Source organism: Micromonospora sp. LOL_023 (genome assembly GCF_048060115.1).
Classification (GTDB): Bacteria; Actinomycetota; Actinomycetes; order Mycobacteriales; family Micromonosporaceae; genus Micromonospora_E.
The window spans coordinates 118,701-144,634 of sequence record NZ_JBHMIM010000001.1 but is presented as its reverse complement, the minus strand read 5'-3'; the positions used below and the strand labels follow the sequence as shown (position 1 = coordinate 144,634).

Here is a 25,934-nt window from a genome sequence, read left to right as displayed (position 1 = left end):
GGATGCGGTGGGAGTCATCCGGATGTTCGCCGGATCTCGGCAAAACCCTATCGGCGTCTGGTGAACGCGGTGGCACCGCACATCGTTCTGACTATGCACTGACACCGGACACTGAAGGGACATCGAACCAGATGACGTTGAGCCTGAAGAAGATCGCGATTGGGCTGATGGCGGTCGTAGCCATGACCTTTGGCCTGCCGGCGAGCCCGGCGATGGCCATCAGCCAGGTCTCCTGCGGTAGCCGGAACGACTTCCTGAAGCTGCACATCGATTTCGGCGCCGGCTACGGCTTTGCCCGGTGCTTCGCGAACGGCGGGGTGACCGCAGTGAACATCGACGGCGTCTACCGATTCGACACCGGCAACAACAAGGCAACACTCAACTACGAACGGGACGGCCGGTACTACAGCACGACCTTGGACAAGTGGCGGGGCTCCGACTTCGGTGGTGCCCGGGTCCGGGTCTACGAAGTGCGGATCTGGTGACCGCTGTCTGACCACCGTCGTGGGCTCGCGGCGTCTGAAGCGCTGCGAGCTCACCACTTGACAAGGGGAGCCGGGGGTTCCGGGGCTGGGCCCGCTGCTGTCGTGAGTTCGTCCGCGGCGACGTGGGAGCTGTCGGACCACGAGCAGCGGCTCTGTGTCCCGGCCGATGCGCGTGAAGCACGTACTCCTTGGCTTTGTCGCCGGGATCGAACGGTGACGGTACGTCGGGACCTGGGCGGCGATGCACCTGCCGCCGCTGGCTGGCGGGGAGTACCGGGCCGAGACGCGGATGACCGACGGAGTGGTGACCCGGACCATGCCGAATCGTGATCAAGGCCCAGGGGTCGTTGGGCTGTTGGAACTCCTGATTCGCGCGGGTCAGTCGGCACTGTCCTTGTCGCACGGTCGACGTAGAAAGGCGATCGATCCGACGTAGGGGTCTCCGGTAGCCCGTGGCCAGCGGTATCGAGGGCGAGGGCCCCTGGTCGCCGTGCCGGGTGAACTCGATGTCGGGCTCCTGCCCACCCGACCGCTCCACGACCAGGAGGTACGCCATCGACTTCTGCGCACTCACCGGCCCTGCTGCGGCCAAGCCCCGCGCCAGCGCAGTTGATCAGCCCGGCTATCGGCACAATCACCTCGCCACATTCCGTGTTGTGGCGATGCGCGTAGCGTGTCGGTATCGACCACGGTCGGGTGTACTACGGTGACGCCCGGTGTCGCCGCATGACACGAGAGACTAGAGAAGGTGGTGTGACCGGAAATGGGTCAGGTGTGGCGGGGTCCCGAGCTGGCCCGCACGATCGAGATGATCGAGGCGGAGCTCGACCAGGCATGGGCTGGACTGCTGGCTGAGCGTGGCGTCGCCGCCGGATCCGCCGAGGAGACAAGGTTGGGCTGGCTCGTCGTCGACAACCCCGCCGAGCACGACTGGCGGGTCGTCGACGCCGCGATCGACCGCCTGCCCTGCACCGACTGCGGATCGGGCCTCACCCGGGGGCCGCAGACGTGCCACCGGTGCACCTACCACCACGGGGTGCGCTTCGCCGGCCGGGAAGTGGACCGGCCGGATGTGCCGCCGGGCAACGAGCGCGCCATCCGGGTGGCATGCGCCGTCGCGCGTAACCGCGACCGCTACTCGCCACGGGCCAGGGTCGGCTATGAGTTGGTGCTGCCCGACCTCGTCGCCGGGATGCTCCCCACCACCAGACAGGCACAGGCAGGAAAGGCGCTGGTCAACAAGCTGACGCCGGAGGAGTGCGACGAGGTCGCCACCTCCGCCGACGTCGAACGTCTCACCCGTGACCGTTGACCTTGCCGACCCGTACCGGGGCATGGTCACCTGCGGCAGTGGGATCTCCAAGATCAATGTGAGCGTCCGATACCCTACGCGTCGGTTTTAGGGTATCGGACGCTCACATTGATCTTGTCGCGGACGGGCTGTCGGCCCCGGACAGGTCTGCGGCGAAGGTGCCCAGGTGGGGCGAAGGGAACCACTGGCTGACCGCGGCCGTCGCCGGCGACTCGTACGCCGCGGTGATCCTGCCGACTGAGCCCGTGGTGCGCCGCCCCGCCTGAGCTGGGCCCGACCAGGGCGGGCTGCCGATCGGGTCTGTGACAACGCCTCGGATCTGGCAGGCTGGTAGCTGTGCTGACGGTGCCGGTACGGCAGCTCGGGGACGCCGAGCGTGGGGCGGTGGAGCGGATCCTCGACCTCGATCCCTTTGCCGCACCCCAGGTCGCCGAGCGGGTCGCCGCACAAGGGCTGGCCTGGTGGCGGGCCGACGGCCGGGTCTTCGGCTACGGCCCCCGCCGGCAACTCGAGTCGCTGTGCTGGGTCGGCGGGCATCTCACCCCCGTACACGCCTCGCCGGCGGCGGTCGCCGCGTTCGCCGAACGCCTCGCCAGCGAGGAACGGGCCTGCTCGTCCATCGTCGGCCGGGTCGACGCCGTGCTGGGACTGTGGGATCGGCTCGCCGAGCGGTGGGGGCCGGCCCGGGAGGTCCGGTCCAACCAGCCGTTGCTGGTCGCCGACCGGCCGCCGGCCGTGCCCGCCGACCCGGGGGTGCGACTGGTCCGCTCCGACGAGGTCGACCTGCTCTTCCCTGCCGCGGTGGCGATGTACACCGAGGAGGTCGGCGTCTCCCCGACAGCGGAGGACGCCGGGCGCGGCTACCGGCGGCGGGTCGCCGAGTTGGTCCGGGCCCGTCGCACGTACGCCCGGATCGTCGACGGCAAGGTGGTCTTCAAGGCCGAGCTGGCCGTCGTCACCCGGCACACCGCGCAGATCCAGGGGGTCTGGGTGGATCCGATGTGGCGTGGCCGGGGCCTGGCCACCCCGGCGGTGGCGGCGGTGGTCCGGGACACCCTGCGCCGGGTCGCCCCGACGGTCAGCCTGTACGTCAACGACTACAACGCTGCTGCCCGCCGGGTGTACGACCGGTGTGGCTTCCGTAGCGTCGGCACCTTCGCCACCGTGTTGTTCTGAGCGGCGAGCTTCACGAACCGGTGGGCTCCGAGGCGACCGGGGCGGTGAAGAACTCGGCGGGCGCGTCGGTCCGGATCTGGTAGTTGAAGCTCTCGATCGGTGCGACCGGTGGACGTTCGGATGAACACCCGGCAGATGGCGACCTGTAGGCCTAGTTGCAGGCGCGACGCGACCGAGTGAGTGTTGATCTGGACTCGATGCTACGGCTCGCCCGTTGGCTGCTGGCCCTGTGATGACCGCAGTGGTGTCGCTATGTCCTCAGCGCAGCGGGATCTCTCCGAGGTGACAGCAAGAAGCGTCCTACGCGGACTGCTCACCGACGCCGGGCAGGCCCGTGCTGTTCTGCGCCTGGGCTGCTTGCTCTTAGCCCAGGCGCGCAGAACAGCACGGTTCAGGCTCAGGCTCAGAACAGAGCGACAAGCACCAGCAGCAGGGCGGTGACCGCGCCGGTCAGTGCCGCACCGGTCCAGCGCAGCCACGGCCGGCCCGAGCCGAGCAGCGGCAGTCGCCGCCAGCGCAGCGCCCCGGCCGCCGCCCCACCGACGGCCAGCCCGGCCGCGAGCGCCCACCAGCCGGCCCACACGTCCTGCCAGGCGCCGGTGGTGTGCACGATCAGCAGGTAGACCAGGGCGGTCAGCGCCGAGGTGACCAACTTGAGCCGGTCCGGTGTCGGCAACCGCTTCCCGACGCCACCGCCGCTCGCGTTGCCGCCGATCGCGGTCAGCCCCAGCGTCACCGCTCCGGCGAGCAGCAACAGGACGGTGATGCCGATCATCAGCGGCCCGGCACCGGTCGAGTCGGCGTCGGTGTCGACTCCGAGCAGCGAAAGTCCGATCGGTTCGACCCCCTTGTCGGTGTTGCCCAGTACCACCACCGCGTCACCGGTGGCCGGGTCGTAACCGACGTACGAGCGGAACCCGCCGGTGGCGCCGTTGTGCCAGACGATCTCCCGCCCGTCGTAGCTGGTGGTGAACCAGCCGTAGCCGATCTGGCTGTCCTCGCCGGCGTCGAAGCGTGGTTGCGCCGCGTCCGCTCCGGGCGCGCCGCCGTCGAGCATCGCGGCGACCAGGGTCGCCAGGTCCGGCGCGGTGGACCACGGCCCGATGCCGGCACCGGCCAGCCCGGACGCCTGCCACGGGTCGGTGTCCCGGCCGCTGGCCGTGCTGCCAGTCGCCGCGCCGGCCGGCGCGGCGGCACCGTCGAGGGCGTACCCGGTGTCGGTCATCCCGATCGGGTCGAGGATCTCCCGCTGGACCAACTCCGGGAAGCTGGTGCCGGCCTGCCCTGTCTGTCCGGCCTGCCCTGTCTGCTCGGCCAGCGCGATGCCGAGCAGCGCCATGCCGAAGTTGGAGTAGTGCACCTCGCCGTACCCGTCGCCCACCCGGGCGTCGGCCAGCGCCTCGCGGATCCGGTCGGTGTCCAGACCGGCGTACGGGTCGGTGCCACGCAGCGCCCCCAGCGACATGGTGAGTGTGTCGGTGAGGCCGACTGTCGGCAGCCGGGGCAGCCCGGAACGGTGACTGGCCAGCTCCGCCAGGGTGATCTCGCCGACCGCCGGGTCGCCGAAGCGCTGACCGGGCAGGGCTTCGGCGAGCGTCGTGTCGGCGTCGACCCGCCCGTCGGCGATCTGGTCGGCCAGCAGGATCCCGGTCAGCGTCTTGCCGACCGACCCGATCTCGAACGGGGTGTCCGGCTGCACGGGCTCACCGCCGCCACCGGCCAGGCCCGTGCTCCGGTCGCCGAGCCCGGCGACCCGGACCTGCCCGTCGGTGATCCGGGCGACGGCCAGCCCCCGGTAGCCGCCGGGGTCGTCGATCACCGTGCGGACCTCGGCGGCGAGCGCGGCGTGCCCGGTGTCGGCGTCACCGAGGCGGGCCGGCCAGGGCGCGATCAGCGCCGCGATCAGCCCGCCGACGACGGCGACCGCCGTGATGATCAGGACCCGGGTCCGGGTGGCAGTGGTGAGGGTGGTCATCGGTGAGATCCAGACAGGACGATCAGCAGGGGGACGACCCGTTCCGGCGGTACGGCATACTGCCCGCGCGCCGACGAACGCAGCCAGCCGGCGCTGACGAGTTGTCGCAGGTGGTGGTAGAGCTGACCGGTGGTGCCCAGACCGTCGATCTCGGCCAACTCGGCGGTGGTCCGCGCGCCGTGCAGGATGTGCCGCACCAGCAGCAGCCGCACCGGGTGAGCGAGGGCGGTGAGTGTGCCGGCGTACCCGCTCCAGTCGGCGTCGAGCAGGTCGGCGACGGTGTGCCCGTACTGCCAGTCGTAGTGTTCGCCGGTCGGCAGGGTGACGGTGCCGGTGTAGAGCACCGCGCCGGGTGTCTCGCCGACCTGTGCCTTGAGCCCGTCGAGCGCCCAGAACGGGTTTCCGTCAGGGTCTGGTGACGTGTCCGCGCTGCTTGTCGTGGCAGCGGTGGTGGTGGTCGGTGCCACCGTGTCCAGCCGCTCGACCAGGGTCTGCACCAGCTGCTCCAGGGCGGCGACCCGCCCGGTCAACTCTTCGCTCACAGATCCAATATTACGTAGCTACGTAATTATCGCAATCCGAGTGTGCTGGATCACGGATCACGGTCACCGCGCTGGCCACGCACCACGCGATGATCAGCAGCAACAGCAGCCGCTCCAGCACGCCGACCAGCAGACCGCCGCCGACCAGCAGCATGCCCAGCCCGACCGCGGCAGACAGTGGCAGCGCGCCGCAGGCTGCCCACAACGCAAGCCGGCGCAACGACCGGGTCGACGCCACCGACCACCAGGTGGCGCCCATCGCGAAGACGCAGCAGGCGACGGCGACGATGCTCGCCCCGCCGTGCACCAGGTCAGGCACGGTGACCGGATCGTGCGGCGGCAGCGGGCAGCCCTCCCGGCACGGCACCGTCGCCGAAACGGCGGTCGCCACGGCCGCCGCGACCAGCAGCGCGGCGGCGGCGCGGACCGGGCGCAGCGCCCCGGCGAGCAGCAGCAGGCTCGCCGCCAACGCCAGGAACCCCAACTGGTACGCCAGCACGAAGCCGCCGTCGCCGACCCCGGACTCGCTGACGTACCCGCGCAGTCGCGGACCGGGACCGCCGATCACGGCGACCGTCGCGGTCACCGCCCCGCCGACCGCGCCGACCGCCGCGCCAACCGCCCACCACCTGGTACGCCACACCTCGCTACCGTGTCACGTCCGCTGCTCCGGGTCGGCGTCGCCACCAGGTGTATCCGTCGGTGGTGTCGGCCGGGTGAGCCGGACCGGCCGGGCCGGCGCGCCGGCCGGAACTGGTCCCGGCCTCAGCGGGCAGCCACCGCAGTTGTCGCGGGAACCCGCCGATCCCGTCGTTTCCTGGCATCCGTTGACCTCCCTCGTGGAGTGTCTCGCAAGAGATCGTCGCCACTCCACCCCGGACGTATGCGTGTTCATATGGATGCCGCCGCGTTGCGTTCGGCGCATCCGACGATGGCCAAGGCGCAGCTGGAGCGGCTGCTGGCAGAGTCGGAGCGCGACCGGACCTTCGTGCACGTGGTGCCGGACGGGGCCGGCTCGTCATCGAGCCGTCGCGGGTGACCGCGCTCGATGAGTGCCCGTGCAGCACGTCGAAGGTGGCCGGGCGTGGCACACTATCAACGCGCTCGCCCTGAACGCGGCCCAGTCCCGTGACCTGATCCGGCAGATGTCGAGGGAGCTATGAACGCTGAGCCGATGTGGCGCACCTCCCGCCGATCGAACGCCTCCGGTGGCAACTGTGTCGAGGTCGCCGACAACCTGCCCGGCCGGGTGCTGGTCCGCGACTCCAAGGACCGCACCGGCGGCACCCTGGCCTTCGACCCGTCGGCCTGGTCCGCCCTCGTCGCCACCCTCGGCACCGCCTTCACCAGCACCGCCTTCACCAGCACCGCCTTCACCGGCACTGTCGAGCGCTGAGCCACCCACGTCATCGCCCAGTCGCAGTCGAGGTCGCCCCGGTGCGCATCCGAATCGTCCGGGTCGATGAGTTGCCCGTGCTGCGCGACATCGAGCGGGCCGCCGGTCTGGCCTTCCACAGTGTCGGGATGCCCGAGATCGCCGCCGACGAGCCGCTGCCGCTCGACGTGCTCGCCGACTACCAGGCCGTCGGCCGGGCCTGGGTCGCCGTCGATCCCGCCGACCGGCCGGCCGGCTCCGTTCGGTCCGCTGATGTGCCGGTCGGCTACCTGCTCGCCGACATCGTCGACGGCAACCTGCACATCGAGCAGGTGTCGGTGCACCCCGGCTCCGCCGGTCAGGGCATCGGCCGGCGGCTCATCGAGCACCTCGCCGGGGTCGCGTCGGCACGCGGCGTGCCGGCGCTGACCCTGACCACCTTCGCCCAGGTGCCCTGGAACGCGCCGTACTACCTGCGGTGCGGCTTCCGTGCCCTCGCCGACGACGCACTGCCGCCGGGCCTGCGGGCAGTCCGCGCCAGGGAAGCCGACCATGGCCTGGACCGCTGGCCGAGAGTGGCCATGCGCCGCGACCTGTGACCGGCTCGACGGCATCTCGCTGACGCCAGTTCCGACACCTGCTGGTCGACCAGCCAGTCCGCCGCCGTGCACCAGATCATGCCTACACTCGTCGGGTGCCCCGGTTGATCCTGCTGAACGGTCCGCCGGCCGGCGGCAAGTCCACCCTCGCCCGGCGGTACGTCGAGGATCATCCGTTGGCACTCGACCTCGACATCGACCGCGTTCGTGACCTGCTCGGCGGGTGGGCGCAGCAGCCTCGGCCGGCGGGGCTGCTGGCCCGGTCGATCGCCCTGGCGGCGGCGCGTACGCACCTGGCCGGCGGTCACGACGTCGTGATTCCGCAGCTCGTCGCCCAGCCGGTCTTCCTCGAGCAGGTCGAGCAGGTGGCGCGCGATACCGCTGCGACGTTCCATGAGGTGCTGCTGCTCGACTCGAAGGAGAATGCCATCCGCCGGTTCGTCGGGCGGACGGCGCGCGGTGAGACTCCCGAGCATCGGCAGGCCGCCGAGATGCTGGAACGGCAGGGCGGGTTGGCCGAGTTGGCGGCTCTCTACGATCGGCTGCTGTCCGTGGTGGCGGACCGTCCCGCCACACAGGTGGTGCAGACCCGTGACGGCGAGCCGGACCAGGCGTACCGGGATTTCCTTGCCTGTCTGTTTCGCTAGCGAACGTCAAGATGACGTCGGGCGGCGATCTTGCACTTATCGACGGACAAAGTAGACAAATGCTCTCGATGAGTGCAAGATCGCCGAGGAAGAAGGGGGTCAGGCGCCGGGGAGACGTTGGACGCGGCCGGGGGAGGCGATCCGCAGGTCCGCCTCGATCTTGGCGGCGGCGGCGAGCAGGTGCGGCAGCAGCTCCCGGCGGATCGACTCGACCGAGTTGCGGCTGGCGTGCACCGAGATGTTCACCGCGGCGACCACCTTGCCGAGCCGGTCCCGGATCGGCGCCGCCACCGACCGCAGACCCTCCTCCAGCTCCTGGTCCACGATCGCGTACCCCTGGGCACGCACCCGGTTCAGCTCGACCCGCAGCCCCGGCAGGGTGTGAATGGTCCTGACGGTCAGCCGCTGCGGCGAACTGCGCTCCAGCCGGGCCTGCATCTCATCCTCCGGCAGGTGCGCCAACAGCACCCGGCCGACCGAGGTGGCGTACGCCGGGAACCGGGTCCCCACGTTGATCGACACCGCCATGATGCGGGACGTCGGCACCCGGGAGACGTAGACGATGTGTTCGCCGTCCAGCACGCAGACCGACGACGACTCGTGTACCTGGGCGACCAGCCGCTCCAGGTGTGGCTCGGCCACTTCGGGCAGCGAGATGGCCGACAGGTACGCGTACCCGAGCTCCAGCACCCGGGGGGTGAGCGAGAACATCCGCCCGTCGGTACGCATGTAGCCGAGGTCGACCAGGGTGAGCATGAACCGGCGGGCGGCGGCCCGGGTCAGGTCGCAGATCCGGGCCACCTCACTGAGCGTCAGCTCGGGATTGCGGGCATCGAAAGCGCGGATCACCGCCAGGCCGCGCTCCAGTGACTGTACGAAATGAGCTTCCCGTCCGTGCTCGCTCATGTTTCTCCCGTGGTGTTTCGCAGAACCCTAATCGGGTTCCACCGCACCGTGATCAGCCGAGGATGCCGTTGGACTGTCGGGCATCTGACTACCCGGATCCGAGGACTCGGCAAGCACCCGCTGCGCCACCGCGTACGCGCTGTTCGCCGCCGGAACTCCGGCGTAGACGGCGGTGTGTAGCAGCACCTCGTTGATTTCCTGCGCGGTCAGGCCGTTGCGTAGCGCGGCCCGTACGTGCATCGCCAGCTCATCGGTGCAGTGCAGCGCGGTCAGTACGGCGAGCGTGATGCAGCTGCGGGTCCGTCGGTCCAGCCCGTCGCGGGTCCACACGCTGCCCCAGGCGTACCGGGTGATGAAGTCCTGGAAGTCGGCGGTGAACTCGCTGGTGTTGGCGACCGCCCGATCCACGTGGGCGTCGCCGAGCACCGCGCGGCGTACCGTCATTCCTGCCGCGTGCGTCGGGTCGGCCGCCGACGCCGGGACGTCACTGGTCGGATCGGTGGGCATCGGTCGTCCTCTCTGCGGTCGGACCGGTCAGCTGGGACAGGATCAGCCGGGTGACCGTATCTGCTTGCTCTACATTGATCAGATGAGCGGCGTCGTTTACCACCCGCAGCGTGGCGCCGGGGATGCCGACCGCGATCGCGGCGCCGTGCGCCGGTGGGGTCGCCGGATCGTCGGCCCCGGCGATCACCAGGGTCGGTGCGGCGATCGACCGCAGTACGCCGGTCAGGTCGAGCCGCCCGATAGCGGCGCAGCATCCGGCGTACCCCTCGGGCGGAGTGGCGGCGATCATCTCGCGGGCGGCGGCGACGATCGCCGGCTGCCGGGCAGCGAACCCCGGGGTGAACCAGCGGGCGGCGACCGCGTCGGCGACCGCGCCGGTGCCTTCGGCACGGACCAGAGCGGCCCGCTCCGCCCACGCCTGTGGCGGCCCGAGCAGTGCTGAGGTGCAGCACAGCACCAGCCGGTCGACCCGCGCGGCGGCGTGTCCGGCGAGCCACATGCCGAGCATGCCGCCCAGCGACAGGCCGACCACGTGCACCCGGGCCAGGTCGAGCCGGTCGAGCAGGGCGAGTACGTCGGCGCCGAGGTCGTCGATGGTGTACGGGCCGACGGGCACCGGCGAGCGCCCGTGCCCGCGGGTGTCGAAGCGCAGCACCCGTAGGCCGGCGTCGGTCAATGCCGGCACCTGCGGATCCCACATCTTTCGGGTGCTGCCCAGCGAGTTGGCCAGCAGCACCACCGGGGCACCCGATGGTCCGGTGAGTTCGTAGTCGACCTCCACGGGGCGGCTGTCGCCGATCAAGTCCGTTCCTCCTTTGACAGCGTCGACAACCGGTTGCCATGTGCGGCGAGTGCCCGGTCGATCAACTCGCGGTGCGCCCCGAGGTAGCCGGCCGGGTCGAGCAGTTGACCGAGCTGGTCCCGGGTGAGTAGCGCGCTGACCTGCGGGTCAGCGGCCAACCGGTCGACCAGACCGGGACTGGCTGGACCGGGACTGGCCGGACCGGGATCGACCAGGGCGGCTTTGACGATCGCGTTGGCCTGCTGGCGGCCGAGCCGTTCGGCGAGCGCGCCGCTGACCCGTTCGGCGAGCAGCGCACCGCCGGTGAGATCCAGGTTGGCCCGCATCCGTGCCGTGTCCACCCGCAGGCCGTCCAGACAGGTTCGCAGCCAGTACGTCGCCGACCCGACCGATTCCAGCAGCGCCCGCAGCGCCCGCCACTCGGCGTGCCAGGCGCCGGCGGCCCGTTGGTGTTCCTGGGTCATGCTGGCCAGCAGGGTGGCGACCAGACCGGGTGCCTGGGCGGCGCAGGCGATCGCGGTGACGGCGGCGACCGGGTTGCGTTTGTGCGGCAGGGTCGACGAGCCGCCGGGTCGTTCCTCGGCTACCTCGCCGACCTCGGTCTGCGCGTGGAGGGTGACGTCGCGGGCGATCTTGCTGAGGCTGCCGGCGGTGGTACCGAGCGTTCCGGCAAGGTCGGCCAGCCGGCTGCGATCGGTGTGCCAGGGCAGCGGCGGCGCTGCCAGCCCGAGCTCGGCGGCGAACAGCTCGACCAGGGCCGGCCCGTCGGTGCCGAACGACGCCAGGGTGCCGGCGGCCCCGCCGAGCTGCACCGCCGGTACCTGCGCGCGCGCGGTGGTGATCCGGTCGGCGGTGCCGTCCAGCGCGGTCAACCAGCCGGCGGCGACCAGCCCGAAGGTGGTCGGCAGCGCCTGCTGCAGCAGGGTTCGGGCCGGTAGCAGGGTGTCGCGGTGGGCGTCGGCGAGCCGCGCGGCGGAATCGGCGGCCCGGTCCAGGTCGCGCAGCAGCGGCCGCAGCGCCCGTTGGACGATCAGCATCGCCGCGGTGTCGAGGATGTCCTGACTGGTCGCCCCGGCGTGGACGTACCGGCCGACGTCCGGTCCGACGGCGGCGCGCAGCGCGGCGACCAGCGGCACGACCGGGTTGCCGGCACCGGTGGCGTCGGCGCCGATCGCCGCCAGGTCGAACGGGTGCCGCCGGCAGACGACGGTGACCGCCTCGGCGGCTGCCGCCGGCACTGTGCCGAGGCGGGCCTGGGCGCGGGCCAGCGCGGCCTGCACGTCGAGCATGGCGCGCAGCCAGGCCCGGTCGTCGACGGCGGCGCGGACCCCGCCGGCGGCGAGCAGGGCGTCGAACAGCCCGGCACCACCGGAGTCGGAATCCTCGGTGTCGTCCGGGTCAGACGGCGAAGAAAACGGTTTCATGCTCGCCCTGTAGCCGGATGTCGAAGCGGTAACCGCCCGGTTCGGCGATCGCGATCAGCGTGCCCCGCCGGGCGTCCGGCACCCCGGCGAGCACCGGGTCGACGGCGTTGGCCTCGACCTCGTCGGGGAAGTAGATCCGGGTGACCACCCGGTGCAGCAGCCCACGGGCGAAGACCGACACGTCGACGTGGGGGGCCTGCGTCCGACCACCTGGTCCGGGTACCGGCCCGGGTTTGTGGGTGTAGACGCCGTACCCGCCCGACTCGTCGGTGGGGCAGCGGCCGAAGCCCCGGAAGCCGGCGGACGGGCCGCGTGGGTCGTCCGGGTGGTCGAACCGGCCCTGCGGGTCGGCCTGCCAGGTCTCGATCAGCCCGTCGGGCACCGGGTCGCCGGCACCGTCGAGGACCCGGCCGCGCAGCCAGACGCCGCCGGGGGTGCCCTCGTCGATCACGAACGGTCCGTCCGGCCAGGGCAGACCGATTCCCAGGTACGGCCCGACGGTCTGCGCGGGGGTCAGTCCCGGCTGCGCTTCCCAGTTCCGCGCGGTCACGCTGCTGGTCATGACTCCTCCATCGGGGTCGCGTCGCGTCCGCGCAGCACGATGTCGAACCGGAAGCCCAGCGCCCACTCCTCGACCGTGTTCTCCAGGTCGAAGCTGGAGATCAGTCGTTGCCGGGCGGCCGGGTCGGGGATCGAGTTGAGCACCGGGTCGTACGCGAACAGCGGATCGTCGGGGAAGTACATCTGGGTGACCAGTCGCTGGGTGAACGCCCGGCCGAACAGTGAGAAGTGGATGTGCGCGGGGCGCCAGGCGTTGAAGTGGTTGCGCCACGGGTACGCGCCGGGCTTGATCGTGACGAACCGGTAGCGGCCCAGCGAGTCGGTCATCGCCCGGCCCACGCCGGTGAAGTGCGGATCCAACGGTACGTCGTGCTGATCCAGCTTGTGCAGGTAACGCCCGCCGGCGTTGGCCTGCCAGACCTCGACCAGGGTGTTCGGCACCGGTCGCCCGTCGCTGTCGCGGACCTGGCCGTGCACGACGATCCGCTGGCCCTGCGCTTCACCGTCGCGGCCGTGAGTGAGGTCCGCGTCGGCGTCGGTGACGCGGTCCTCGCCGAGCACCGGACCGGTGATCTCGGTCAGCGTCTGTGGCAGCAGCACCAGCGGCTGCGCCGGGGCCCGCAGCACGGTGGACTTGTATCCGGGGGAGAGCAGCGGTGGGTGCACCGCCGCGTCGTCACGCCGGTAGCTGGGCAGGAGCAACCCGTCGGGGCGGCCCGCCGGTACGGGGCTGGGCTCGGACATGGCGATGCCTCCTTGGGCGAGGTCGACCGGCCGGTCAGGGGTTGAGCAGTTTCCGCAGTGTGGCCAGCTCGTGCGGGGTGGGCGCGGCGGTGGTGGTCGGGTCGGCGGTGACCTTCAGCGGCCAACCGGTGGCGGCGGTGACCTGGTCGAGGGTCACCCCGGGGTGCAGCTGGGTGAGGGTCAGCTCGCAGGAGTCCGGGTCGGGGCGCAGGATGCCGAGGTCGGTGATGACCAGGGTGGGGCCCCGGCCGCGCAGGCCGAGCCGCTGCCGGTCGCCGGGGCCGGTGCCAAAGCCGACCGAGGTGACGAAGTCGACCCGGTCGACGAACGTACGCCGGCTCTGCGGCACGACGACGATCACCTCGCCGCAGGACGCGGCGATCTCGGGCGCCCCGCCGGCGCCGGGCAGCCGTACCTTGGGTTCGGCGTAGTCGGCGCCGATCACCGTGGTGTTGATGTTGGCGTACCGGTCGATCTGCGCGGCACCGAGGAAGCCGACGTCGATCCGGCCCGGCTGCAGCCAGTAGTTGAAGATCTCCGGCACCGAGACGACCGCGTCAGCGGTCTCGGCGAGCACCCCGTCGCCGATGGACAGCGGCAGCCGGCCAGGTTTGGCGCCGATCGTGCCTGACTCGTAGATCAGCACCAGGTCGGGGGAGTGGGTGCGCCGGGCCAGGTTGGCGGCGGTGCTGGGCCGGCCGATGCCGACGAAGCAGCGGGCTCCGTCGCGCAGGGCCCGGGCGGCGGCGACGGTCATCATCTCGTCGAGGGTGAAATCCCCGGCGGCTGGCTGGTCGCTCACGGAGCACCACCGTACGCCGAATCGGTCGTCGTCGTGGCCAGGACGTGCTCGTCGAGCCAGCGGGTGAACGTCTCCCGGTCCCGGCTGATCTCGTCCCACTGCTGGTAGTAGTCGTTGTCGCGGTCGCTGTAGTCCATCGCGTAGGACGGGTGGGCGCCGCCGGGGACCCTGGCGACGCGGGTGAGCGCCCAGCCGGGCAGCACCATCGCGCCGGGGCGTGGCTCCAGCTCGTCGACGATCTCCTCGACGGTGACCAGTGAACGCTTGGCGGCCAGGACGACCTCCTTGTGTACTCCGGTGATACCCCACGCCTGCACGTTGCCGTGCCGGTCGGCGCGCTGGGCGTGCACGATCCCGACGTCGGGGTTCAGCGCCGGTACGGCGGTGAGTTCCTCGCCGGTGAACGGGCAGGTGATCGGTGCGATCGTGGGGGTGTGTGCGACCAGGTCGGTGCCGACGTAGCCACGTAGCACGGCGAACGGTAGCCCGGAGGCGCCGGCGACGTACCTGTTGGCCATGCCTGCGTGGCTGTGTTCCTCGATCTCCAGCGGCCGTGGCCAGCCTCGCTGTACGGCGTCGCGGAAGCGGTGCAGCGAGCCGACACCGGGGTTGCCCGCCCAGCTGAAGATCAGTTTGCGGGCGCAGCCGGCACCGATCAGCTGGTCGTAGACGATGTCCGGGGTCATCCGGATCAGCGTCAGGTCCCGCCGGCCCTGCCGGATGATCTCCTGCCCGGCGGCGGTCGGGATCAGATGGGTGAAGCCTTCGAGGGCGACGCTGTCGCCGTCGTGGACCAGCTCGGCGACCGCCTCAGCCAGTGAGGAAATTACTCCCATGCCACATCCCCCGTGCGCTTAGAGAACAGCTGTTCGCTAAGCGAACGGTACGGGCGGTCTCGCGGGCATGTCAACGCGACTGCCCCAGTCCAACGGCAGTCCGACGTAGTTCTCGGCCAGGGTGGTGGCCGCCGCGGTGGACGTCGCGACGTACTCCAGATGGGCGACCTGCAGCCGGTGGGAGAACTCGTCGGCGTCGACCGGTTGGTGCAGCAGGTTGGTCATCCAGGCGGAGAAGTGCTGGACCCGCCAGACCCGGCGCAGGCACCGCGCGGAGTATTCGCCCAGGCCGGTGTCGCGCCCCTGGCGGAACCAGGTGGACAGCGCGTCGGCAAGAAAACGCACGTCGGCCATGGCCAGGTTCAACCCTTTGGCCCCGGTCGGTGGGACGATGTGAGCCGCATCACCGGCGAGGAACAGCTGGCCGTGGCGCATCGGTTCGGTAACGAAACTCCGCATCGGAGTCACCCCCTGCTCCAGGATCGGACCCTCCTTCAAGGTGAACCCGTCGTTCGTGGCCAGCCGGGTGTGCAGCTCGTCCCAGATCCGCGCGGCCGGCCAGTCGTCCAGCAACGTCTCGTTGGGAACCTGCAGGTAGAGCCGGGTCACCTCGGGGCTGCGCATGCTGTGCAGGGCGAATCCACGTTCATGGTGTGTGTAGATCAACTCGTGGGCCGACGGCGCGGCCTGGGCGAGGATGCCGAGCCAGCTGAACGGGTAGGTGTGCTCGACGGTGCGGCGGGCCGAGCTTGGGATGCTGGGGCGGGACACCCCGTGAAAGCCGTCGCAGCCGGCAACCATCACGCAGCTCAGTTCGCGTATCGTGCCCTCGTGCTTGAACCGGACCACCGGGGTATCGCCGTCGATACCGTCGAGGCTGACGTCCGTGACCTCGAAAAGGATCTCGCCACCGGCGGCCAGCCGGGCGGCGATCAGATCCTTGACGACCTCCTGCTGGCCGTAGACGGTGATCCCCCGCCCGCTGGTCAGCGCGGAGAGGTCGATCCGTCGCGAAACGCCGTCGAAGCGCAGGTCGAGACCGGTGTGAACCAGCCCTTCGCGGCGCAGTCGCTCGCCGACCCCGGTGTCGGTCAGCAGCTGCGCGGTGTCGTGTTCGAGGACCCCGGCGCGGACCCGGCTCTCCGCGTACGACCGGCTGCGGGTCTCCAGTACGACGGAGTCGATACCTTCCAGGTGCAGCAGGTGGGAGAGCATCAGCCCCGCTGGTCCCGCCCCGATGATGCCAACCTGGGTTCGCATGGCACTTCCTCCCTTCGCCGGCTTGGCAGGGTAATTCCGATATGCGACATTGACGTGGCCGGCCGGCACGCCGTACGTTCATCATAAGAACCACCGTTCGGCTAGCGAACATCCCCGATAGGATCAACCATCCCCTCAACTGGAGGTCCCATGCGACGGCCCCTCGTCGCCCTCACCCTGGCTACCGCGCTGCTGATCACCGCCGCCTGTGGTTCCGACTCGTCCAACGACGAGGCCGGCGGCACCGATGAGGTCACCGACGTCACCGTCGGTGTCATCCCGATCGTCGACGTCGCGCCGATCTACCTCGGCAAGGACAAGGGCTTCTTCACCAAGCGCGGCATCAACCTGACGATGGAGAGCGGCCAGGGCGGCGCGGCCATCGTTCCCGGTGTGGTCAGCGATCAGTTCCAGTTCGGCTTCAGCAACGTCACCTCGCTGCTCACCGCCCAGGTCGCCGACGTACCCATCAAGGCGGTCGCCAATGGGGTCGCCTCGACCGGCAGCACCGACGGCGACTTCGGCGGCGTCGCGGTCAAGGGCGACAGCTCGATCCAGGGCCCGGCGGACCTCGCCGGCAAGAAGGTCGCGGTCAACACGCTGATGAACATCGGCGACACCAGCATCCGGGAGTCGGTCCGCAAGGCCGGCGGCGACCCGGACGGCATCGAGTTCGTCGAGATGGCCTTTCCGGCGATGCCGGCCGCCCTCGAGGGCGGCAAGGTGGACGCGGCCTGGATGGTCGAGCCCTCGCTCACCGTGGCCAAGGACGCCGGAGCCCGGGTCGTCGCGTGGAACTTCGTCGACACCGCCCCGAACCTGACCGTCGCGGTCTACTTCACCAGCACCAAGCTCATCCAGGAGGACCCCGACCTGGTGCAGCGGTTCCAGGAGGCGATGGCGGAGTCGCTGTCCTACGCCAACGCCCACCCGGACGAGGTGCGGGAGGTTCTGCGTAGCTACACCGACATCGACCAGGCGATCCTGGACGCGATGACGCTGCCGGTGTGGCCGGCCGAGATCAACCGCGCCTCGATCGAGCGCGTCGCCGAACTCGGCCTCGCCGACGGCGTCTTCGATACCGCGCCCGATCTGGACGCCCTGCTGCCGTGACAACGGTCGACAACACCCCGTTCGGGGCCGGCATCGCCGGCCCCGAACGGGGCACGTCCGGATCCGGGCCGCCGCCCGCGCCGCCGAGGCGCCGCCGCCCGCCGCCGACCGCCCTGCTCGGCCTGGCCGGGCTGGCCGGGCTGCTCGCCCTGGTCCAGGTCCTCCCAGCCACCCCGCTCGTGTCGCCCCGGTACCTTCCGCCGGCCACCGAGATCCTCGCCGCACTGTACGGACTGCTCGGCGAGAGCCGGTTCTGGGTCGCGCTCGGCGACACCCTCACCTCCTGGGCGATCGGGCTGGCCATCGCGGTCGGCGCCGGAATCGCGCTCGGGGTGCTGATCGGGTCGGTGCCGGTGCTGCGTGCCTTCACCGCCTCGACCGTCGAGTTCCTGCGCCCGATCCCGTCAGTCGCCCTGATCCCGCTCGCGGTGCTGCTCTTCGGCACCGGCATCGGGTCCACCCTGCTGCTGGTCGTCTACGCGTCGTTCTGGCAGGTGCTGGTCCAGGTCCTGTACGGCGTACAGGATGTCGACCCGGTCGCCGACGAGACCGCCCGCAGCTACGGACTCGGCCGCTGGGCCCGGATCCGGTACGTCATCTGGCCGACTTCCCTGCCCTACGTGATGACCGGCGTACGGCTCGCCGCCTCGGTGGCCCTGGTGCTGGCGATCACCGCGGAGCTCGTCATCGGTGCCCCCGGGCTCGGCAACCGCATCGCCGTGGCACAGACCTCCGGCGCGGTACCCCTGATGTACGCCCTCGTGGTCGTCACCGGCCTACTCGGCGTCGCGATCAACCTGATCGCCCGCATGGTCGAGCGACGGGCATTGTCCTGGCACCAGTCGATGCGCGGTGAGGTGATCGTGTGACCGGGTTGCTCAAGCGGGCCGGGTTCGTCGTCGCGTTGCCGGTGGTACTGCTCGCCGTCTGGTGGTTCGCCTCCGCCGGCAGCACCAGCTTCTACTCGCCGCCGTTGAGCCGGATCCTGACCACCTTCACCGAGACGTGGACGCTGGACCGGCTGCGCGCCGACGTACTGCCCAGCCTGCTGCGACTGGCCGGCGGCTACACCGTGGCCGTTGTCGTCGGCATCGGGCTCGGTGTGCTGGTCGGTAGCGTCCGGACCGTCCGGGCGGTGCTGGAACCGGTGTTGGAGTTCTTCCGGGCCATCCCGCCGCCGGTGCTGGTGCCGGTCATCATGCTCTTCGCCGGCATCGACAACACGATGAAGGTCGTGGTGATCGCGACCGGCTGCGTCTGGCCGATCCTGCTCAACACGGTCGAGGGAGTCAGGGCCACCGACGAGGTGCTGTCGGACACCGCCCGCTGCTACGGCATCACCGGTTCAGCCAGGCTGCGGTACCTCGTGCTGCGCTCGGCGAGCCCGCAGATCGCCGCCGGTATGCGCCAGGCCCTGTCGATCGGCATCATCCTGATGGTGATCAGCGAGATGTTCGCGGCCAGCAACGGTCTCGGTTTCACCATCGTGCAGTTCCAGCGCACCTTCGCCATCCCGCAGATGTGGAGCGGCATCCTGCTGCTCGGCCTGCTCGGTTTCGCCCTGTCGGTCATCTTCCGCTTCGTCGAGTTGCGGGCGTTGGCCTGGTACCACGGCCTGCGGCAGGCCCAGCGCGGCTCATGACCCGCGCCTGCGGTGCGGCCCCGGTCGGCCGGCCGCGCCGGCAACGATGGATCGGAAACGACAGAGAGGTCCAGCCATGCTCGATGTCCGCGGCCTGCGTAAGGTCTACGGAGGACGCGAACGCCAGGTCGAGGCGGTGCGCGACCTCACTTTCACCCTCGACGCCGGGGACCTGGTCTGCCTGGTCGGGCCCTCCGGCTGCGGCAAAACCACCCTGCTCAAGTGCATGGCCGGGCTGCTGGCGCCGACCTCCGGCGAGGTTCGGTTGCGCGGGCAGGCGGTGACCGGGCCGCCGCCCGGCATGGCGGTCGTCTTCCAGGAGTACGGGCGCAGCCTGTTCCCGTGGATGAGCGTGCGCGACAACGTGGAACTGCCGCTGCGGCAGAAGTCGATGTCCCGGGCCAAGCGCCGGGAGCTCGTCGACGAGGCGCTCGACGCCGTCGGACTCGGCGACACCCACAGCGCCTACCCGTGGCAGCTCTCCGGCGGCATGCAGCAGCGGGTGGCGATCGCCCGTGCGGTCGCGTACCAGCCGGATGTGCTGTTGATGGACGAGCCGTTCGCCGCGGTCGATGCCCAGACCCGCGCGGACCTGGAGGATCTCATCCGCCAGTTGTGGCAACGGCTCGGCGTCACCATCCTGTTCGTCACCCACGACATCGACGAGGCGGTCTACCTCGGGCAGCGGGTGCTCGTGCTGTCCTCGTCGCCGACCGTGGTCCAGGAGACCCTGTCGATCGACCTGCCGCACGAGCGCGACCAGTTGCACACCCGGGCCGACCCGCGGTTCACCGCGCTGCGCGGCCACGTGTACGAACAGATCCAGGCGGCCAAGCGGGGGCAGCGCCCGGCCACCGCCGCCGGCCGGCACTGACCTACGGAAGGACAGCCGCGATGTCCGACGCCTATCTCGTCGCCGGGGTACGCACCCCGATCGGCCGGTTCGCCGGGGCACTGGCCCCGGTCCGCCCGGACGACCTGGCCGCCCACGTGATCCGCGAACTCGTCGCCCGGCACCCGTCGGTCGACTGGGCGGCGGTCGACGACGTGGTGCTCGGCTGCGCCAACCAGGCGGGGGAGGACAACCGCAACGTGGCCCGGATGGCGGCGTTGCTGGCCGGCCTGCCGGTGGAGACCAGCGGCACGACCGTCAACCGGTTGTGCGGATCCGGGCTGGACGCGGTGGCAATGGCCGCTCGAGCCATCGCCGCCGGTGAGGCCGACCTGGTCGTCGCCGGTGGCGTGGAGAGCATGAGCCGGGCGCCTTTCGTCCTGCCCAAGGCGGAGGCGGCATACTCCCGGGCGGCGGAGATCCACGACACCACGATCGGTTGGCGGCTGGTGAATCCGCTGATGCGCGCCGGCTGGGGCACCGACTCGATGCCGGAGACGGCGGAGAACGTGGCCGCCGAATACGGCATCGACCGGCCGACGCAGGACGCGTTCGCGCTGCGTTCCCAGCAGCGGGCGGCGCAGGCACAGACCAGCGGCCGGCTGGCCGGCGAGATCGTCGCGATCGAGGTGCCGCAGGGCCGCAAGGGTACGGTGACCGTCGGCGTCGACGAGCATCCCCGGCAGACGACACTGGAGAAGCTGGCGGCGTTGCCGACGCCGTTCCGCGCCGACGGTACGGTCACCGCCGGCAACTCCTCCGGGGTCAACGACGGAGCGGTGGCGCTGCTGGTGGCCAGCGGTGCGGCGGTGCGGCGGTACGGGCTGACCCCGCTGGCCAGGGTGGCCGGTGCGGCGACGGCGGGCGTCGCGCCCCGGGTGATGGGCATCGGGCCGGTGCCGGCCACTCGTCGTCTGCTCAACCGGCTCGGCGTCAAACTGGCCGATGTGGACGTCGTCGAACTCAACGAGGCGTTCGCCGCTCAGGCGGTCGCGGTGCTGCGCGAGCTGGGCCTGCCCGAGGACGCCGAGCACGTCAACCCCAACGGTGGGGCGATCGCCCTGGGCCATCCGCTCGGTGCCAGCGGAGCCAGGCTCGCGCTGACCGCCGCCCTGGAGCTTCGCGAGCGGGGAGCCGACCGGGCACTGTGCACCATGTGCATCGGGGTGGGGCAGGGAATCTCGCTGATGCTGGAGTCCGCACGTTGAACGGCACTGGGAGCGGGTAGCTTTCTGACCGGTCCACGACAGGCTTCGGGCAAAGTCGTGAACCTGCCAGCGGTGCACATTCCACCCCGGCGGCGATAGCATGAGCCCGGCGTGACGCGTCGGGTGCCGGACGTCACCCGGAGCAGGCCCACCCCTCGGGCGGGTCACGCCGATGCGTACACCGCGAGGAAGCTGAGGTCAGGATGACGGAACAGGCAGGTGGCGCCCCGCCGGCCGGGGTCGACCTGGATCGTCCAAGCGCCGCGCGGGTCTACGACTTCTTCCTCGGTGGTGCGCACAACTTCGAGGTCGACCGCCAGCTCGCCGAGCAGATCGCCGCGATGACCCCGCACCTGGCGGAGACCATGCGGGCCGGTCGGGCATTCCTGCGCCGGGCGGTGCGTACGTTGCTCGCCGAGGGAATCGACCAGTTCCTGGACATCGGATCGGGGATCCCCACCGTCGGCAACGTGCACGAGGTCGCGCACGCCGTAGCACCGGCGGCGACCGTGCTGTACGTGGACATCGACCCGGTGGCGGTGGCGCACAGCCGCAGCATCCTGGCCGACGTGCCGCAGGCCGCCGTCATTCAGGCCGACCTGCGGGATCCCGACGCGATCTGCGAGCAGGCAGCGGCCAGCGGTCTGATCGACTTCACCCGGCCGGTGGCGATCCTGCTCGCCGGCGTGACGCACTTCATCCCGGACGCCGACGACCCGCAGGACGTCCTGCGGCGGCTGCGGTCCAGGGCGGTGCCCGGCAGCCATCTGGTGATCTCGCACGCCACCTTCGAGGATCAGCCGCCGGAGGTGCTTGCCGCCCAACGGTTGTCCGCCCGCACCGACACCGAGATCACCTTGCGGTCCAAGGCGGAGATCCGTGCCATGTTCGGTGACTTCACCATCCTGGAGCCGGGCATCGTCCACCTGCCGTTGTGGCGGCCCGACGCGCCGGCCGACGTCGACGAGCGCCCGGAGCGGTTCGGTGCCTTCGGTGGCGTCGCCCGCCGGGACGCCGCTGCGGGCTGATCGTGTCGGCGTCCGGTGCGGGCGTCGTGGGCGCCAACGTCGGCGGTGCGCGGCACTTCGCCCAGCGGTGGGCGAGAGCGGCCGCCGGCCTGGGCTATCTGCCGCTGAGTTCCGCCGAGACCGAAGAGGTCCTGTACGGACATACGCTGCGGTTGGCGGCCGCCGTGCAGGCAGAGTCGTTCAGCGGCAGGTCCGGCCGGGAGGTGGGGCGGGCAATGGTGACCGGTCACCTGACCGAACCAGCCGTGCTCGACTGGACGGTGTGTGCGCTCGGCCGGGACTTTCTGGCGCTGGTGCTGCCCCACCTGGCTGCCGTGCCGTCGGCCCGGGAGCGGATCAGTCAGCTGCAGGGCGCGCTCGCCGAAGGGTACGCCCGGGAACTGCGTGACCGGATCTTCGTACAGCAGTCGAGCATCCGGCAGGCGGCCTGGTCAGCCCGTGACGAGGCGGAGCAGGCGCTACGGGACAGCGAGGCACGGTTTCGGGCGATGTTCACCGGTGCCGCGATCGGGATCGGCATCGCCGATGTCGACGGCCGGATCACCGACGTCAACCAGGCCTTCGTCAGCCTGCTCGGCTACCCCGTCGCCGAGCTGCGCGCGCTCAACGTCGCGGACCTGTTCCACCCGGACGACGCGCCCGGTCTGTACCAGTTCTATCTTGACCTCGTCGATGGCAAGCGGGACAGCGCGCGGGTCGAGAAGCGTTTCTACCGCAAGGACGGGGTGCCGATCTGGACCGACCTGGCGGTCTCGCTGGTCCGCCACGACGACGGTCGTCCCCGGTTCACCGTGGCCATGGTGGAGGACATCACCGACCGCTACGAGATGCAGGAACGGCTGCGGTATCAGGCGGAACACGATCCGCTGACCGGGCTGCCCAACCGGGTGCTCTTCTTCGACCGGCTCGCCTCGGCGCTGGCCGGCAGCCGGCAGGTCGGTGTCTGCTTTCTCGACCTTGACGGATTCAAGTCGATCAACGACGGTCTCGGGCACGGTGTCGGCGACCAGTTGCTGGCGGAGGTGGCACGGCGGCTCGCCGACAGCGTCGCGCCGGCCGGACACCTGGTTGCCCGGATGGGCGGCGATGAGTTCGTCATTCTGGTGGCGGCGTGTTCCGGGACCGACCAGGTGGTGAGGGTGGCCGAGTCCGCGCTGGCCGCGCTGGCCGCGCCGATCCACGTCGAGGGCCATCAGCTGACTGTGTCGGCGAGCATCGGAATCGTGGAGTCGCCGGCTGCCGGCGACAACCCGATCGATGTGATGAAGGCGGCCGACACCACCCTGTACTGGGCCAAGGCCGAGGGCCGCGGTCGGTGGGCGATCTTCGATCCGGTACGCGGTGAACAGGACGTCACCCGGTCCGCGTTGGCCGCCGCCCTGCCCGCGGCGCTGGACCGGGGTGAATTCGTGCTGGAGTACCAGCCCATCACCCGGTTGACGGATCAGCGGGTGACGGCCGTGGAGGCGCTGGTGCGCTGGCAGCACCCACAGCTCGGCCGGCTGGGACCGGACCGGTTCGTCGGGTTGGCCGAGGAGACCGGGCTGATCGTCCGGCTCGGTCGGTGGGTGCTCGAACAGTCGTGTCGGCAGGCGAGCCGCTGGCGGGCCGAACACCCCGACGACCCGATCGTGGTGAGCGTCAACATCTCGGCCCGCCAGGTCAGCGACCCGCACCTGGTCGGCGAGGTGGCGGGGGTGTTGACCCGGTCCGGGCTGCCACCGGAGCTGCTTCAGTTGGAACTGACCGAAAGTGCGGTGATGGCCACCGGCGGCGAGCCGATGCGGGCGTTGCGACGGCTGGCCGGCCTCGGTGTCCGGCTCGCCATCGACGACTTTGGCACCGGGTATTCGAACCTGGCCTACCTGCGCCGGATGCCGATTCAGGTGCTCAAGCTCGCCGGCCCGTTCGTCGAAGGGATGCGGGTGGCGGGCCCGGACGGCGATCGCGACGAGCGGATCGTCGACGCGTTGGTGCGGCTGGCCCATGCGCTCGGGCTGACCGTCACCGCCGAGGCGGTCGAGACCGAAGAGCAGGCGGACCGGTTGGCCGCGCTCGGCTGCGACCAGGCACAGGGCTGGCATTTCGGCCGGCCAGCACCGGCCGAGTCGATCACCGCGGTGCTCTCGGCGAGCCGGGGCCGGGCCGTAGCCGGGCCGTGAGGTCGGTGGCCGCAGCACCGTCGCGGTCGAGCATCTCGGCCGCCTGACGGCCGAATCGGACAAGATCCGGCACGGGTACGCCGTACGGGCACTGCCCGGCGTACGGGGCGATCCGGTCGGCGGCCCTGGTGAACAGCCGGGCCGCGCCGGCGAGGTTGCCGCGCCGGGCGTGGGTCAGCCCGACCGCGAGTTGGGCCAGTCCGCGCCAGAACTCCCGCTCCTGGTCGGGCGCCGCCTTCCAGGCCGCCTCGAGCACCTCGTGGGCGTGGAACGGCCGGCCTGCGTCCAGTAGCCGCTGGGCCTCATCGAGAGCCTCGTCGGCGGTGAGGACCAGGTCGTCGGGTGTGGTCGGCACCCCGGTCGCGCCGGGGGGCAGCGGTCGGCCGAGTGCGTCGCGGGGTCGGGCGTTGCGGGGCCGCCCGGTCGGGTCGCGGTCACGGTTGGTCCGGGAGAGTCTGCTCACCGGTCGACCCTACGGTCAGCCATAGTCGATCCACGGCAGCTCGGTGAACCGCAACATGCCGCGTTTCGTGACGTCCAGCGGTAGCTCGGGCCCCCATCGCGGGTCGAGGGCGATGTCGAGCGCCTCCTGAGTGGTCAGTACCGGCTCGGCGCGGCCATCCCCGGCCAGGCAACGAGCGAAGTTCAGTCTGATCCGGGTCTCGTCGGCGCGGTGCAGGACCATCGAACGGCCGCTGACGCAATTGTCGGCGATGTCGGAAAGCGCCACCATGCCGCCGTCAGGTAGCACGTAGCAGAGTTCCCCGGCCCCGCAGCGGGGCTCCGGGGGCGGCTTCTCTTGTGACAACCAGAGCCGGATCATGCCAGGTCCGTCGCCCCGGTCCAGAGAGATCTGTACGGCGACCGTCCCGGGGGCCAGCCCGCGGACGTCGCCCTGGGCGTACCCGCTGGTCCGACCCGGCGGTAGGAGTTCACTGAGCAGTTCGAGAACACCCGGCGGGGTCGCCGGGGCACCCTGGCTGGGCGGCCAGTGCACCCCGGCACGTCGTGGGAAGATCAACGCCTCGGCCACCGGGCAGTTGGTCACCCGGGTGAGTGGCGCCGTCTGCGGTAGGGCGTCGCCGGTCCGGATGTCGGCACCACACTGCGGTGTCGGTGCCGATGCGGCTGGCGCCGACGTGGACACGGCCGTCTCGGCCGGTACGAGGGGCAGCGGAACCACCGACTCCGCGACCGCCGGCTGCGGTGCCGCTGGAGCGGCCACCATCTCGGCCAGCGGGGGAGAACCGCCACCCAGCACGGCCGGTACGAGTAGCGCCGCCAACGCGGCGCCGATCATCCCCAGGCCGGTGGCGGCGGCCCGGCGCATCCGGCGTCGCCGCCGGCCCTGACGGATCGAATCCGCCACCAGATTCCCGATCGGGGGCGCGGGTTGTCGAGCCAGCTCGTCCGCCAGCAGTCGCCCGATCTCACCTGCCACGGTGGCTGCCTCCGATCCCGCGGGTCGTGATCCTGCCATTCGCCGACGCTCGGTGCCTACACCTGGCATGACGGGTCGGCGGTGCCCATCGGTGACACCGGCGGTGCCGCTTGTCGGTGGCGGCGTCGGGGCCGACGGCCACCCGGTGGCCGCCGGCCCCGACGCCCCCGTCGCCGACGCGATCAGTTCGCTGTCACCCGTCGCACGCCATGACTTCGAGCGTGCTTCAGGTCAACAGGTGATCCGGGCGTGCGACGATTGGTGCCATGGGGAAGCTGTACGCCGACATCGGTGGACGGCTCGACGAGCACCGGGTGGCATACCTGGACTGCACCGGGTGGCATACCTGGACTAATCACGGCAGTGGCGCCGAGACGGTGGCGCAGCTACGGGCGAGCGGCCGGATCACGCTGGTGTTCTGCGCCTTCGACGGTCCGCCCAAGATGCCGGCGTTCTCCTGAGCAGCGGGAACCAATGCCCAGCAGCCGGCGCCGC

At 70.9% G+C, this 25,934-nt stretch carries 30 protein-coding genes; 15 read left to right on the top strand and 15 right to left on the bottom strand.

Annotation, left to right across the window (positions count from 1 at the left end):
* Positions 1-2 precede the first annotated feature (2 nt).
* The 3 genes from ACFHVL_RS00690 (at position 3) to ACFHVL_RS00680 (ending at position 2,973) form a co-directional block, all read left to right on the top strand.
* Positions 3-485: a beta/gamma crystallin domain-containing protein gene (locus ACFHVL_RS00690; protein WP_416624591.1), complete on the top strand. Its 483-nt coding sequence runs from the start codon at positions 3-5 to the stop codon at positions 483-485.
* 763 nt (positions 486-1,248) lie between these two features.
* Positions 1,249-1,797 (top strand): hypothetical protein, encoded by a 549-nt coding sequence (locus ACFHVL_RS00685; RefSeq protein ID WP_416624589.1) that lies wholly within the window; start codon positions 1,249-1,251, stop codon positions 1,795-1,797.
* 336 nt (positions 1,798-2,133) lie between these two features.
* Complete coding sequence (locus ACFHVL_RS00680; RefSeq protein ID WP_416624587.1) at positions 2,134-2,973, top strand: GNAT family N-acetyltransferase; 840 nt, start codon at positions 2,134-2,136, stop codon at positions 2,971-2,973.
* Between the two features lie 403 nt (positions 2,974-3,376).
* On the opposite strand, the gene ACFHVL_RS00675 is transcribed toward ACFHVL_RS00680, so the two are convergent.
* From ACFHVL_RS00675 to ACFHVL_RS00660, 4 genes are read right to left on the bottom strand one after another with little or no spacing between them, the layout of a single operon-like run.
* Positions 3,377-4,948, bottom strand: a complete 1,572-nt coding sequence (locus ACFHVL_RS00675) for a serine hydrolase domain-containing protein (protein ID WP_416624585.1) — start codon at positions 4,946-4,948, stop codon at positions 3,377-3,379.
* Positions 4,945-5,490: an ArsR/SmtB family transcription factor gene (locus tag ACFHVL_RS00670; RefSeq protein WP_416624584.1), complete on the bottom strand. Its 546-nt coding sequence runs from the start codon at positions 5,488-5,490 to the stop codon at positions 4,945-4,947. Before ACFHVL_RS00670 ends, ACFHVL_RS00675 begins: the two co-directional genes overlap by 4 nt.
* Before the next feature lie 10 nt (positions 5,491-5,500).
* Positions 5,501-6,133: a DUF998 domain-containing protein gene (locus ACFHVL_RS00665; protein ID WP_416624582.1), complete on the bottom strand. Its 633-nt coding sequence runs from the start codon at positions 6,131-6,133 to the stop codon at positions 5,501-5,503.
* 4 nt (positions 6,134-6,137) lie between these two features.
* A complete protein-coding gene (locus ACFHVL_RS00660; protein WP_416624580.1) occupies positions 6,138-6,314 on the bottom strand; it encodes a hypothetical protein in 177 nt (58 codons plus the stop codon).
* Between the two features lie 59 nt (positions 6,315-6,373).
* Between ACFHVL_RS00660 and ACFHVL_RS00655 the strand changes: the two genes are divergently transcribed.
* The 4 genes from ACFHVL_RS00655 (at position 6,374) to ACFHVL_RS00640 (ending at position 8,111) form a co-directional block, all read left to right on the top strand.
* Positions 6,374-6,529, top strand: a complete 156-nt coding sequence (locus ACFHVL_RS00655) for a Scr1 family TA system antitoxin-like transcriptional regulator (RefSeq protein WP_416624579.1) — start codon at positions 6,374-6,376, stop codon at positions 6,527-6,529.
* Between the two features lie 120 nt (positions 6,530-6,649).
* The gene (locus ACFHVL_RS00650; RefSeq protein WP_416624577.1) at positions 6,650-6,886 is read left to right on the top strand and encodes a DUF397 domain-containing protein; all 237 of its coding nucleotides are present in this window, start codon (positions 6,650-6,652) and stop codon (positions 6,884-6,886) included.
* Positions 6,887-6,927: 41 nt separating this feature from the next.
* Positions 6,928-7,464 (top strand): GNAT family N-acetyltransferase, encoded by a 537-nt coding sequence (locus tag ACFHVL_RS00645; RefSeq protein WP_416624575.1) that lies wholly within the window; start codon positions 6,928-6,930, stop codon positions 7,462-7,464.
* Positions 7,465-7,559: 95 nt separating this feature from the next.
* Positions 7,560-8,111 (top strand): AAA family ATPase, encoded by a 552-nt coding sequence (locus ACFHVL_RS00640; RefSeq protein WP_416624573.1) that lies wholly within the window; start codon positions 7,560-7,562, stop codon positions 8,109-8,111.
* Positions 8,112-8,210: 99 nt separating this feature from the next.
* Here ACFHVL_RS00640 and ACFHVL_RS00635 read toward each other — a convergent pair whose 3' ends face one another.
* Genes ACFHVL_RS00635 through ACFHVL_RS00595 form a run of 9 tightly spaced genes read right to left on the bottom strand, consistent with a single transcriptional unit; the run spans position 8,211 to position 15,953 of the window.
* Complete coding sequence (locus ACFHVL_RS00635) at positions 8,211-9,017, bottom strand: IclR family transcriptional regulator domain-containing protein (RefSeq protein ID WP_416624571.1); 807 nt, start codon at positions 9,015-9,017, stop codon at positions 8,211-8,213.
* Between the two features lie 27 nt (positions 9,018-9,044).
* Complete coding sequence (gene pcaC / locus ACFHVL_RS00630; RefSeq protein ID WP_416624569.1) at positions 9,045-9,524, bottom strand: 4-carboxymuconolactone decarboxylase; 480 nt, start codon at positions 9,522-9,524, stop codon at positions 9,045-9,047.
* The gene (pcaD, locus tag ACFHVL_RS00625) at positions 9,502-10,326 is read right to left on the bottom strand and encodes a 3-oxoadipate enol-lactonase (RefSeq protein ID WP_416624567.1); all 825 of its coding nucleotides are present in this window, start codon (positions 10,324-10,326) and stop codon (positions 9,502-9,504) included. The genes pcaC and pcaD overlap by 23 nt, the downstream gene beginning before the upstream one ends.
* Positions 10,323-11,750, bottom strand: a complete 1,428-nt coding sequence (pcaB, locus tag ACFHVL_RS00620; RefSeq protein ID WP_416624566.1) for a 3-carboxy-cis,cis-muconate cycloisomerase — start codon at positions 11,748-11,750, stop codon at positions 10,323-10,325. The genes pcaD and pcaB overlap by 4 nt, the downstream gene beginning before the upstream one ends.
* Positions 11,725-12,312 carry a protocatechuate 3,4-dioxygenase subunit alpha gene (gene pcaG, locus ACFHVL_RS00615; RefSeq protein ID WP_416624564.1) on the bottom strand — a complete coding sequence of 196 codons (588 nt, stop codon included), beginning with the start codon at positions 12,310-12,312 and terminating at the stop codon, positions 11,725-11,727. Before pcaG ends, pcaB begins: the two co-directional genes overlap by 26 nt.
* Positions 12,309-13,055 carry a protocatechuate 3,4-dioxygenase subunit beta gene (gene pcaH / locus ACFHVL_RS00610; protein WP_416624562.1) on the bottom strand — a complete coding sequence of 249 codons (747 nt, stop codon included), beginning with the start codon at positions 13,053-13,055 and terminating at the stop codon, positions 12,309-12,311. Before pcaH ends, pcaG begins: the two co-directional genes overlap by 4 nt.
* A 34-nt stretch (positions 13,056-13,089) precedes the next feature.
* On the bottom strand, positions 13,090-13,815 hold the full coding sequence (locus ACFHVL_RS00605) for a CoA-transferase subunit beta (protein WP_416624707.1): 726 nt from the start codon (positions 13,813-13,815) through the stop codon (positions 13,090-13,092).
* Positions 13,816-13,853: 38 nt separating this feature from the next.
* Complete coding sequence (locus ACFHVL_RS00600; RefSeq protein WP_416624561.1) at positions 13,854-14,693, bottom strand: CoA transferase subunit A; 840 nt, start codon at positions 14,691-14,693, stop codon at positions 13,854-13,856.
* A 36-nt stretch (positions 14,694-14,729) separates the two neighbouring features.
* Positions 14,730-15,953, bottom strand: a complete 1,224-nt coding sequence (locus ACFHVL_RS00595) for a 4-hydroxybenzoate 3-monooxygenase (protein ID WP_416624559.1) — start codon at positions 15,951-15,953, stop codon at positions 14,730-14,732.
* A gap of 150 nt (positions 15,954-16,103) precedes the next feature.
* Between ACFHVL_RS00595 and ACFHVL_RS00590 the strand changes: the two genes are divergently transcribed.
* The 7 genes from ACFHVL_RS00590 (at position 16,104) to ACFHVL_RS00560 (ending at position 23,998) form a co-directional block, all read left to right on the top strand.
* Positions 16,104-17,066, top strand: coding sequence for an ABC transporter substrate-binding protein (locus ACFHVL_RS00590; protein WP_416624558.1), 963 nt, complete (start codon positions 16,104-16,106; stop codon positions 17,064-17,066).
* Entirely contained in the window at positions 17,063-17,935 is an 873-nt protein-coding gene (locus tag ACFHVL_RS00585) for an ABC transporter permease (RefSeq protein WP_416624557.1), read from the top strand. The genes ACFHVL_RS00590 and ACFHVL_RS00585 overlap by 4 nt, the downstream gene beginning before the upstream one ends.
* Complete coding sequence (locus ACFHVL_RS00580) at positions 17,932-18,708, top strand: ABC transporter permease (RefSeq protein ID WP_416624555.1); 777 nt, start codon at positions 17,932-17,934, stop codon at positions 18,706-18,708. The genes ACFHVL_RS00585 and ACFHVL_RS00580 overlap by 4 nt, the downstream gene beginning before the upstream one ends.
* Positions 18,709-18,784: 76 nt before the next feature.
* Positions 18,785-19,582: an ABC transporter ATP-binding protein gene (locus tag ACFHVL_RS00575; RefSeq protein ID WP_416624553.1), complete on the top strand. Its 798-nt coding sequence runs from the start codon at positions 18,785-18,787 to the stop codon at positions 19,580-19,582.
* Between the two features lie 20 nt (positions 19,583-19,602).
* A complete protein-coding gene (gene pcaF / locus ACFHVL_RS00570; protein WP_416624551.1) occupies positions 19,603-20,808 on the top strand; it encodes a 3-oxoadipyl-CoA thiolase in 1,206 nt (401 codons plus the stop codon).
* 203 nt (positions 20,809-21,011) lie between these two features.
* Positions 21,012-21,836, top strand: coding sequence for an SAM-dependent methyltransferase (locus tag ACFHVL_RS00565; RefSeq protein ID WP_416624549.1), 825 nt, complete (start codon positions 21,012-21,014; stop codon positions 21,834-21,836).
* A 26-nt stretch (positions 21,837-21,862) separates the two neighbouring features.
* Entirely contained in the window at positions 21,863-23,998 is a 2,136-nt protein-coding gene (locus ACFHVL_RS00560) for a putative bifunctional diguanylate cyclase/phosphodiesterase (RefSeq protein ID WP_416624548.1), read from the top strand.
* Here ACFHVL_RS00560 and ACFHVL_RS00555 read toward each other — a convergent pair.
* Together ACFHVL_RS00555 and ACFHVL_RS00550 are read right to left on the bottom strand one after the other, a co-directional pair.
* Entirely contained in the window at positions 23,949-24,461 is a 513-nt protein-coding gene (locus tag ACFHVL_RS00555) for a DUF309 domain-containing protein (RefSeq protein WP_416624546.1), read from the bottom strand. The two genes, ACFHVL_RS00560 and ACFHVL_RS00555, sit on opposite strands and share 50 nt — an antisense overlap.
* Before the next feature lie 15 nt (positions 24,462-24,476).
* Positions 24,477-25,439 (bottom strand): hypothetical protein, encoded by a 963-nt coding sequence (locus tag ACFHVL_RS00550; protein WP_416624544.1) that lies wholly within the window; start codon positions 25,437-25,439, stop codon positions 24,477-24,479.
* A 266-nt stretch (positions 25,440-25,705) separates the two neighbouring features.
* On the opposite strand from ACFHVL_RS00550, the gene ACFHVL_RS00545 reads away from it, so the two are divergent.
* Positions 25,706-25,900, top strand: coding sequence for a hypothetical protein (locus ACFHVL_RS00545; RefSeq protein ID WP_416624543.1), 195 nt, complete (start codon positions 25,706-25,708; stop codon positions 25,898-25,900).
* Positions 25,901-25,934 lie beyond the last annotated feature (34 nt).